Annotated in this window: 9 protein-coding genes and 1 pseudogene; 4 read left to right on the top strand and 6 right to left on the bottom strand. The window is 64.3% G+C overall.

What is annotated here, in order from left to right; all coding sequences use genetic code 11:
* Together VF34_RS25300 and VF34_RS25600 are read right to left on the bottom strand one after the other, a co-directional pair.
* Window positions 1-495 (bottom strand): annotated as a pseudogene (locus VF34_RS25300) (IS481 family transposase); the annotation flags it as partial.
* Window positions 496-804: 309 nt separating this feature from the next.
* The gene (locus VF34_RS25600; RefSeq protein WP_032367970.1) at window positions 805-1,038 is read right to left on the bottom strand and encodes a LuxR C-terminal-related transcriptional regulator; all 234 of its coding nucleotides are present in this window, start codon (window positions 1,036-1,038) and stop codon (window positions 805-807) included.
* 339 nt (window positions 1,039-1,377) lie between these two features.
* On the opposite strand from VF34_RS25600, the gene VF34_RS14185 reads away from it, so the two are divergent.
* On the top strand, window positions 1,378-2,616 hold the full coding sequence (locus VF34_RS14185; RefSeq protein ID WP_032399371.1) for a TetR/AcrR family transcriptional regulator: 1,239 nt from the start codon (window positions 1,378-1,380) through the stop codon (window positions 2,614-2,616).
* A gap of 21 nt (window positions 2,617-2,637) precedes the next feature.
* On the opposite strand, the gene VF34_RS14180 is transcribed toward VF34_RS14185, so the two are convergent.
* Complete coding sequence (locus VF34_RS14180; protein ID WP_032399370.1) at window positions 2,638-3,228, bottom strand: cytochrome b/b6 domain-containing protein; 591 nt, start codon at window positions 3,226-3,228, stop codon at window positions 2,638-2,640.
* Window positions 3,212-3,937, bottom strand: a complete 726-nt coding sequence (locus VF34_RS14175; protein ID WP_080736367.1) for a molybdopterin-dependent oxidoreductase — start codon at window positions 3,935-3,937, stop codon at window positions 3,212-3,214. Before VF34_RS14175 ends, VF34_RS14180 begins: the two co-directional genes overlap by 17 nt.
* Before the next feature lie 91 nt (window positions 3,938-4,028).
* Between VF34_RS14175 and VF34_RS14170 the strand changes: the two genes are divergently transcribed.
* Window positions 4,029-4,454: a pyridoxamine 5'-phosphate oxidase family protein gene (locus tag VF34_RS14170; protein ID WP_032399368.1), complete on the top strand. Its 426-nt coding sequence runs from the start codon at window positions 4,029-4,031 to the stop codon at window positions 4,452-4,454.
* Window positions 4,455-4,459: 5 nt separating this feature from the next.
* Here the strand turns inward: VF34_RS14170 and VF34_RS14165 are convergent, their stop codons facing one another.
* Both VF34_RS14165 and leuS read right to left on the bottom strand, forming a co-directional pair.
* Window positions 4,460-5,734, bottom strand: coding sequence for a lipase family protein (locus VF34_RS14165; protein WP_032399367.1), 1,275 nt, complete (start codon window positions 5,732-5,734; stop codon window positions 4,460-4,462).
* 88 nt (window positions 5,735-5,822) lie between these two features.
* On the bottom strand, window positions 5,823-8,645 hold the full coding sequence (leuS, locus tag VF34_RS14160; protein WP_045841542.1) for a leucine--tRNA ligase: 2,823 nt from the start codon (window positions 8,643-8,645) through the stop codon (window positions 5,823-5,825).
* 68 nt (window positions 8,646-8,713) lie between these two features.
* Between leuS and VF34_RS14155 the strand changes: the two genes are divergently transcribed.
* Together VF34_RS14155 and VF34_RS14150 are read left to right on the top strand one after the other, a co-directional pair.
* Complete coding sequence (locus VF34_RS14155) at window positions 8,714-9,118, top strand: SdpI family protein (RefSeq protein WP_027495026.1); 405 nt, start codon at window positions 8,714-8,716, stop codon at window positions 9,116-9,118.
* 4 nt (window positions 9,119-9,122) lie between these two features.
* Entirely contained in the window at window positions 9,123-10,103 is a 981-nt protein-coding gene (locus VF34_RS14150; protein WP_032399365.1) for a DUF1648 domain-containing protein, read from the top strand.
* Window positions 10,104-10,110: the final 7 nt, after the last annotated feature.

The raw sequence follows: 10,110 nt of genomic DNA, 5'->3' as shown, positions 1-10,110 counted from the left end.
GAGTACGACTTCGGTGGCGTCGATCTGATAGCAGTCACGGGGTCGGGCGTATTGGAACCGGCGGTAGGACGATTTGGGTCGCTTCTTGGGTTCCGGGGTCACCAGGCCGTGGCGGGTGAGGATGTTGTTGATGGTCGATCGGGCTGGGATCTTCCAGCCTTTGCCGGCCCAATCATGTTCGGCGGCAATCTTGGTCAGCTCGTAGCGGATGTTGTCGGCACCGTTGTCGCGGCCCAATTCGCCGCGGAGCGCGATGATGCGGGCTTCGATGGTGTCGGGGGTGCGTGTCGGGCTCGAGCGGGGCCGGCGGGAGTCGAGTTCCCACCGGCCCCGTTCTCGGATCCGGGCGGCGTGACGGTTGGCGGTACTGCGGGAGAGCCCGTGATCGGCGCAGAAGCCTGACAGGCCTCGTTCGTCGAAGACGTCGGCTCCCTCGATGATCCATGCGGTCAAGGTGGCGTCGAGCAGGTTCATCCGGGCATCCGATCTGGCCATGGATTACTCCATAGCCGGTCACAGTGCCCCGCAGCATCATCACAGCCCGTGTGTCACATGTCCGTGGACATCTCGTGTCTCATATGTCCCCAGACTGAACACGTAGCAGGGGTCGAGTTTCCACTCACAACATGAGGTTCGTCCCGGCGTTGTTTACAGGACCGACTGCATCTCCCTCTTCACCCTTGCCAGTGGACGAATGGAGTCTTCTCATTCACTCGGATGATCTACCGCTTACGGTCCGGGGCGGCGACTGCCGACTAACTCGGGAACGCATCCACAGGTTCCAGCAACGCGGACAATCCAGCTTCAGAGCTCGTCCAGTTTCACGATGCCGTCTTGCAGGGCGCGCGCGACGAGTGCAGCTTTCGTTGGAGCGGCGCGGCCGACGCGGGAGTACTTGTCACGGATTCTCGTCAGGTGCGTGTTGACGGTGCCCAATGCGATGTGGAGGCGTGCGCCCACGTCGACCTTGGAATCGCAGTCCAGCCACGCCTTGAGCACGGTGATCTCACGCGCGGTCAGGCCCGGTGAGGTGTACACCCGCACAGCCCGCGCGGGCGCAGGGGTGGGCCTCGCTCCGCCGGGCCTGGTACCGAGTGGAGAGCGGACGCCGCTCGACACCGAGACTCGCGAATAAAGTTGGGGTCGATGACTCGTCGCTACCATCTTGGCCTCCTCATGCAATCGGCCTACGGACCGGTCTGAATCTGACCACGGTTGCCGAACTCCATGCAACACAAGCTTATTCGAGGCCTTACTCCATAAAGCATGTTGGGCTACACCATGCTTTAGTTGAAACTAAACAATGGGAACCGGACCATCCAATTGCTATAGTTCAAGATCCAACAATGCGGTGCAGGTGGACGAAGGCGGTAGTCGGTGAACCAGAAGTCACTCCCACGGGAGCAGTTCCTTCAGGCCGGATATCGCCTGCTCGGTGAGATGGACACGACCGACCTTGCGCGTTCGCTCTCGATCTCGGCCGTCGTCGAACGCGCAGGGCTGTCGCACCAAACTTTCCACAACACGTACCCCGGTAACTCTCGCGGCGGCGGGTCCGGCGGCAAGGAAGCTTTCGTCGAAGACCTCCTCGACCACCTCACACTCGAGTACACCGGTACGGCGGCTCCTGCCGGCACCCAGGACGTGAAAGGTCCGGTGTCGGCGCTGTTCGACGACCTCACGTCCGGTCTCATGCGACGTCGCCTCGTCGCAGTGCTGCTGGCTGCCGACCACAACGGTGCCCAAAAGGCCGTAATCCCCGAGTTCGAGCGCTTCGACACCGACCTGCGATCCATCATCGGCCGAGCGGTGCAGGCTCACGGCGGATCGTTGCGCCAACCACTGTCGCTGACAAACCTCTCGGCGGTCGTCGGGGCTCTGCTCGACGGGTTGGCGCTCCGGGAGGTGCTCACGCCGGGCTCGGTGTCCTCCGACGACGTTGCATCGGCCACCAACTCGATTCTCCAGTGGGCCATAGACCCACTGCATTCCGACCGCACCGTTGCCCAACCCGATCCGGGCGAAATCTCGGATGCTCTGCGGCCCGACCTCGAGGCCGACGTGATCGCGGCGACCGAAACTCTGTTCGTCGACAACGGCTACTTCCTGGTCACCCTGGCCGACATCGCGGCGGCGGCGAAGATCCGCGTAGAAGACCTTCGACGACTGTTTCCGAGCAAGGTCGACATCATCGTTGCGGCGCTGAAGCCCGAATTCGACCGTGTGCTCCGGCTCCGTCGCGCCGACGAACGCCTCGGAGTCGACCCCGCCACCGCACTGCAACGCACGTTGGTTTCGTTGGGCGAGTTCGTCATCGACAATCGAGCCATGAGCTCGGGCATGCTGCTCGCGTTGAGCTTCGAACAATTCCACCAACCGAGCACCATCACGACGGTCATCGAAAACCTCTACCTCCCGTCCGCTGTGGTCCCCATTCTCGAACGCGGACGTGAAAGCGGCGTGTTCAGCGACGACGCACCGGCACTCGAAGCCGCAATCATGTTGACCAACAACATTCTCTTCCGCTGCCTGACGCGTCCTGCGGAGTCCGCAACCGAAGTGGCGCAGGGTGTCCTGCGAATACTGATGCCCGGTGTTGCGATACGGCCAGCGTGAGGACGCTGGACTGAACTGTTGTCACCACTCCGGATGCTCGTGCTCTGCCCACTCCCTGGTCACGGCACCCTGTGTCATTCCGCGCATTGCTTCCGGGTCACGCCAGGCGTACGTGATGTGACCGGCGACGAGTAGCCCGAATCCCAGGGCGAACCAGTCGTGTACGAATGTTGCACCGATACGCCATTGCAGTGGACTCCACGCCGAGAAGTACATGACGACGCCGGTACCGAGGAGTACCAGAATCGACCCGGCGCTCAGGGCACCGTTCAGCTTCTGGCCGGCGTTGAATTTCCCGACCCCCACCGCCCCGAGCCGACGCGCTTTGGAGCGCAACCACTTCCAATCGTCGGCGACGAATCTGTTGAGACGGCCGAGGTCCGCGCGATAGCTGCGTGAGACCGCACCGAGGATCAACGGAATCGGCAACAGAAAGCCCGACCACACATGCACGAACTCCACGATCGGTCGATGGCCGACGAGGACCGCGAGCGACCCGATGTACAGAATCGCCGCGGTCACCATGCACACGATCACCAAGACCCCGACTGCCCAGTGCACGTACCGTTCTACCCGGTCGAACCGTGCGCGGTCGTCAGCTCGTGGGGTCATCTCGACGTCCGTTCGACTCGCCGACGTACGCATCGATGTCGTATCCACGTTTCTCCCAGTATCCGGGAACCACGTTGTCCGTCAACTCGATTCCGCCGAGCCACTTGATGCTCTTGTAGCCGTACATCGAAGCGACGAACAGCCGAACCGGACCTCCGTGATCGTGGGTGACGGGGCCGTCGAGCATGGTCAACGCAACCAGCACGTCGTCGCGACGGGCCTGATCGAGCGTCAGACTCTCGGTATACGTGCCGTCGAACGAGGTGAACCGCAACGACGTCGCCGACGCGGTGGGTCCGACGGCATCGAGGATATCGGCCAATCGCACTCCGCTCCAAGCAACTTCGGGTACCCGCCATCCCGTCACGCACTGGAAGTCACGTACCAACGACGTCTGCGGCATCGCGCGGAGGTCCTGCAGCGTGAACGTGCGCGGTGTGTCGACGGAACCGCCCACCGTCAGGGCATAGGAGTTCTCGTCCTTGCGCGGCGCGCCCTGCGTCACCGAATAGAAGCGAAAGTTGTCGCCCACGGGAATCAGTCCGATCAGTCCCGTCGGATCGTGGTTACCGATCGGCCCGAGTACCGACGCGAGACCCTTCTGCACCGCGCCCCCACCGACGATGCCCGCGACCCCGGCCGCCACCAGGCCGAGCACGACTCGGCGACCCACGGGGCTACCCGTAATCTTCGGCTCGTCGATCGGCATCCCTCCACTGTCCACGGCGGACCAGGATCAGGCCACATTGGGCGTCGAATCAGGTCTGGAACTTCGCCCGGGGAAGTCTTACGGTTGATTCATGGCACTGTCGAAGACAGAACGCGAAGAGTATTTGTCCGAATCGCATATCGCCGCCCTCTCGGTAGCGGCCGGGGCGGACCGTGGCCCGCTGACGGTACCGATCTGGTACGACTACACCCCCGGCGGTGAAGCCTGGGTGTTGACCGGCGCCACGTCGAAGAAGGCCCAATTGATCAGGACTGCAGGGCGATTCACTCTGATGATCGAGCAGTCCGATCCGACGATCCGCTACGTCAGCGTCGAAGGTCCGGTGGCGCGAGAGGAGCCGAGTACTCCCGAGTTGCTGCGCGCCATGGCAGCCCGCTACCTGCCCCCGGAGAAGGTCGACGGCTACCTCGAGATGGCCAACCGTGAGCACGAGGAGAACGTGGTGTTCTACCTGCGCCCCGAACACTGGCTGTCTGCCGATCTCGGGGCCATCTGAGAGAACTACGAAGTCGGGGTCAAGGCATTGCCGGGCGGGATCGTCACACAGTTGCTGTGCGTCGGCCCACCGCTGAACCGTTCGGTCAGGAACTGCAGGCTCTGCGCCTCGAATGCCGGGAAGGCGTCGCTGTGCGTCAGGCCGTCGTACTGCGCGTACTGCACATCCACGCCCCGGCCGCAGTAGCCGTACGCCAGTCCCTGCACGTCGCCGGTGATCATGACGGTATCGCCGATCGGATCGGCGTGACCGACGGCCAGAAACATCGGCGTCCGCGGGGTGCCCTGGCTGCCCATGATGTTGTCGTCGATCGCCGCCACCACCTCGGGTACATCCAGCAGGGAGGTGTACGGGGCCTTGACCATCGAGGCGTCGGTGAGCGTGGGGTAGTCGTCGGCGAACTGGGCGATGCATTCCTGATCGACCTGGTCGATCACCTCGAGGCCGTAGTCGGAGATGAAACTGTTCAGGTCGAGGTCGTACGCACGCTCGTAGGCGACGATCAGTGCCGGGATGACACCCGCCCACTCTCTGTTACCGCTGACGTACGGAAGGTTGTGAGCCAGGTCGACCGGTAGCCCGCCGGCCGCCGCACCGACCAGATTCAGCTCGGGCGCGTATTCGGGGGCAACTTCGGCACCCCACTGCGTCGGGACGGATCCACCGGAGTACCCGACCATGCCGACGGGCGTGCTCGACGGAAGCTGCAGGAGGGACTGCGCGGCACGAATGCCGTCCAGAGCGGCGTAGCCCGACTGCCGCCCGATCGTCCATTCGAGCTCCTCGCCCTCGTAATCCGGCACGACGACGGTGTAGCCGGCTGCAAGGTAACCGGCAATGACCGCCTGTTCCGCGCCGGCAATGGGACTCGTGGACCCGCCGCTGAGGGTGTACGAGGGATTGCACTGAGAGCCCAGGGCGTCGTACGCCATGTGGTACGAGACGATCCGAGTCGGCCCGGGGACCAAGGGCCGCAGCACCGTGGCAACCGTGACGACACCGTCGCCCTGCTGGTCGGTAGTCCTGTAGAGCACCTGGCTACCTGTGATCGGCGTCGGCTGGGTGGGGGTACGGAACGTCATGGGCCTCGACCGCAGCACCGTTCCCGGGGAGACGTCCAGGCCGCCGTCCCAATCGTAGAACGGATCATTCGCTGGAATCGGCGAGCCGGGTCCCGGATCTGCTTGTGCAACAGGGACACTCACGAGCGTGGCGGACCCGAGAAGTAGCACGACGGAGGCCATCAGCCTCAACGCAAACCCTCTACCAGCCAGTGACATGCAACAAATTAAACCCCCGCGAGCTCGAAGTTATGGACGGAAATCGCAAGATTTTCATCCATAACTTCGAGTTCGGCGGAGGCGAGAGCTACTTCAGAACGATGTTCACCATGCGACCAGGGATCACGATGATCTTGGTCGGGGCCTTCCCGTCGAGCAGGGCCACGATCTTCTCGTCTTCCAATGCCGTCTTCTCGACGTCGTCCTTCGTTGCATCGGCAGACACAGTGATGCGACTGCGGACTTTGCCGTTGACCTGGATGGGGTAGTCGACGGTATCGGCGACCAACCACTTCTTCTCCACGCGCGGGAATGGCCCGTGCGCCAACGACTTCTCGTGTCCGAGCCTGCCCCACAGGTCCTCGGCGAGGTGCGGTGCCAGGGGAGCGAGCATCAGGATCAACGGCTCCACCACACCGCGTGGCGCACCGTCGGGGTACGCCTTGGTGATGTGGTTGGTCAGCTCGATCAACTTGGCACCGGCCGTATTGTCGCGCAGCGCAGCGTAATCCGCGTGCACACCGTCGATCACCCGGTTGAGCACTCGCAGAGTGTCCTCGGTGGGCTTCGCATCGGTGACGCGAACCTCGCCGGTCACCTCGTCGAGCACCAGTCGCCACACGCGCTGCAGGAAACGCTGCGCGCCGACGACGTCCTTCGTCGCCCACGGGCGTGAGGTGTCCAGCGGACCCATCGACATCTCGTAGACACGCAGAGTGTCGGCACCGTACTCGGCGAAGATCTCGTCGGGTGAGACCGAGTTCTTCAGCGACTTACCCATCTTGCCGTACTCACGGTTGACGGGCTGGTCCTGATAGAAGTAGCCGCCGTCGCGTTCGACGACCTCGGCTGCAGGAACGTAGACCCCGCGGGAATCGGTGTACGCGTAGGCCTGGATGTAGCCCTGGTTGTACAGGCGTCGGTAGGGCTCGCTGGAGCTGACGTGACCCAGATCGAACAGCACCTTGTGCCAGAAGCGCGAGTACAGCAGGTGCAACACCGCATGCTCGACGCCACCGACGTAGAGATCCACTCCGCCCGGATCGTTGGGTCCGTGGATTTCGGGACGCGGCCCCACCCAGTACTTTTCGTTCTCCGGGTCTGCGAAGGCCTCGGAGTTGGTGGGGTCGACATAGCGCAGCTGGTACCAAGAGCTACCGGCCCACTGCGGCATCACGTTGGTGTCGCGGGTGTAGGTCTGCAGTCCGTCGCCCAGATCGAGTTCGACGTTGACCCACTCGTCGGCCTTGGCCAGCGGTGGGGACGGCTCGGAGCTGGCGTCGTCAGGATCGAACGACACCGGGGCGTAGTTCTCGATCTCGGGAAGTTCCACTGGCAGAGCAGAATCGGGCAGTCCGTGCGGGTTGCCTTCGGCGTCCCAGACGATCGGGAACGGCTCGCCCCAGTAGCGCTGGCGCGCGAAGAGCCAGTCGCGCAGCTTGTACTGAATTGTGCCGCGGCCCTTGCCTTCCGACTCCAGTCGGGAAATGACGGCGGCTTTGGCCTCGTCCACCGGCAGGCCGTCGAGGAAACCGGAGTTCACCAATTCACCGTCGCCGACGTAAGCCGCCTCGGTGACATCGCCGCCGGAGATGACCTCGCGCACAGGCAGATCGAATGCCGTCGCGAACTCCCAGTCACGTGCGTCGTGGCCCGGAACGGCCATGATGGCACCGGTGCCGTACCCGGTCAGCACGTAATCGGCGATGAACACCGGCACCTGCTCACCGTTGACCGGGTTCTCGGCGTACGCACCGATGAAGACGCCGGTCTTCTCTTTGTTCTCCTGCCGCTCGAGATCGGACTTCGCGGCGATCGACGCGCGGTATGCGGCAACGGCTTCGGCCGGTGTCGCGGCGCCGCCGGTCCACTTGTCCGAAATTCCGGCAGGCCACTGCTCGGCCACCATGCCGTCGACCAGATCGTGCTCGGGCGCCAGCACCACGTAGGTGGCACCGAACAGCGTGTCCGGGCGGGTGGTGAACACCTCGATCCCGGAGAACGAGACCTGCGCTCCGCGAGAGCGTCCGATCCAGTTGCGCTGCATGGTCTTGACCTTCTCGGGCCAATCCAGGTATTCGAGGTCGTCAACCAGCCGATCGGAGTACGCAGTGATGCGCATCATCCACTGGCGCAGGTTCTTTCGGAAGACCGGGAAGTTGCCGCGATCGCTACGTCCGTCGGCGGTGACCTCCTCGTTGGCCAGCACGGTACCCAGGCCAGGGCACCAGTTGACCATCGAGTTGGACTCGTACACCAAACGGAAGCCGTCGATCACCTCGCGGCGTTCACCGACGGTCAGCGACTCCCAGGAGCGGCCGTCGTCCAATGTCCGCTCACCCGAGGCGAATTCCGCCTCCAGCTCCGAGATGGGGCGCGCCTTGCCGAGCTCGTCGTCGAACCAAGCATTGAAGATCTGCAGAAAGATCCACTGCGTCCAGTGGTAGAAGTCGACATCCGTCGTCGCCAGGGACCGTCGACGATCGTGCCCGAGACCCAGCCGACGCAACTGGCGTCGCATGTTGACGATGTTGTCCTCGGTGGTGCTGCGCGGATGCGTACCCGTCTGCACGGCGTACTGCTCGGCGGGCAGCCCGAAGGCGTCGTAGCCCAGTGCGTGCAGCACGTTGCGTCCCTGCATGCGGTGGTACCGCGCGAATACATCGGTGGCGATGTAGCCCAGGGGGTGCCCGACATGCAGGCCGCTGCCCGACGGGTACGGGAACATGTCCTGGACGAAGAGCTTGTCCTTGGGGACGTCTCCGGCGAGCGCTCCGACCGGGTTGGGCGCGTCGAAGGTGCCCTGCGATTCCCACAGGTCCTGCCACTGCTCCTCGATGCGCCCGGCGAGTTCGGCTGTGTAGCGGTACTCGGGAACGGACTCGGTGGATGCTTCAACGGAATCGGTCACACCTACCAGCCTAAAGTGTGACGCGGCCCGCCTGGTACCAGGACCTCGCTGCGCCGTATCCTGGCCAGGTGGTCATCGTCTCGGTTGTGTTGTTCGTGCTCGCCCTCGTCGTCGGGGCTGTCGCTGCCCTGTCGCTGCTCGGCCGGCTCCCGCGCAATCGATTCGCCGGTGTCCGTACCCCCGAGGCAATGCGCGACGACGAGACGTTCGTCCTCGCGAACCGTGTCGCCGGCCCGACCACAGCCGCATCTGCGCTGGTACTGGCCATCGGCGGCGTAGCCGCACTCGCACTGAGCGGCATCGCAGCGGTCGTCGGAGTGGTCGTTGCCCTCGCTGCAGCGCTGTTCATCGCCGCAGCCGGCGGATCCATCGGTGCCCGCGCAGCCGCGGCAGTGCCGGCACCCGCCGAGGCCGACGGATGCGGACAATCGTGCATCTCGTGCAGCCTCAAGGACGCCTGCCAGCCGAGCTGAGCGCATGAAACAGAAGAGTCTGCGCACCTTCGATCCGGCCGGAGTCGTCTTCGGCGTCGTCCTCCCGCTCGCGGTTGCCGCTCTCTGCCTCGTCCTGGCCTATCTGTGGGAGGGTCGCCTGCCGGACCAGGTGGCGACTCACTTCAGCGGAACCCAGCCGGACGACTTCTCCAATCCGCTCGCCAACGCCTGGACCGTCGCCATCGTCATCGTGTTGGTCGGGGGCGGTGTGAGCGCGGTGGCCGCCCTGGCCCGAGTGCTGCTGATCATGCGTCGGACGATGCTGATCATCGGGCTCACCGTCGTCGGGACGATCGGCGTGCTGGAGATCGCGACCCTCGCACGCGAACTCGACCTACCCACCGAGCAGAGCGTCACCATTCCCGGCTGGGCCATCGCCGTCGGTACCGTTGCCGGGTTCGCCATCGGACTGTTCGGAGCGACGCGCCTGCGGGATCACCGCCAACGCGTCGTCGCCACCGCACCCCTGCACACCGACCTACCTCGGTGCGGCCTCGAACTGCCGCTGGTGGTTCCCGTCGGAGCGAGCCGCGTCGCCGCAGTCACGGTGATCGCGCTGTCTGCGGCCGGAGCCGGCGTGACGTGCTACCTCTCGAATTCGCCGTGGCCGATCTTTCTGTTCGTTCCGCTGACCATCCTGATCCTGTCCCTACTGCGATTCACCGTGCACATCGACAGCGACGGTCTCTACGTCTCGAGCCTGGGAATGGCGGCATTCGACTACGACATCGCCGAGATCACCGGTGCCTCGGTGCGGACGGTGAACCCGGCCAAGGACTTCGGCGGGTGGGGTCTTCGAGCGAAGGGCCGCGGCAACTACGCCGTCGCCACCGAAGCCGGGCCGGCGGCATTCGTCACCTTCGCCAACGGTGATCGACTGACCATCGGAACCGTAGCCGCCGACACGATCGCGGGAACGCTCAACACCCTCACCGACCGTGCCCGCACCACCACTGCGGACTGAGTGGCCG

The sequence above is a fragment of the Rhodococcus sp. PML026 genome (genome assembly GCF_000963615.1).
Lineage (GTDB): Bacteria > Actinomycetota > Actinomycetes > Mycobacteriales > Mycobacteriaceae > Rhodococcoides > Rhodococcoides fascians.
The sequence above is the reverse complement of the archived record's forward strand: the minus strand, read 5'-3'. Positions and strand labels throughout refer to the sequence as shown.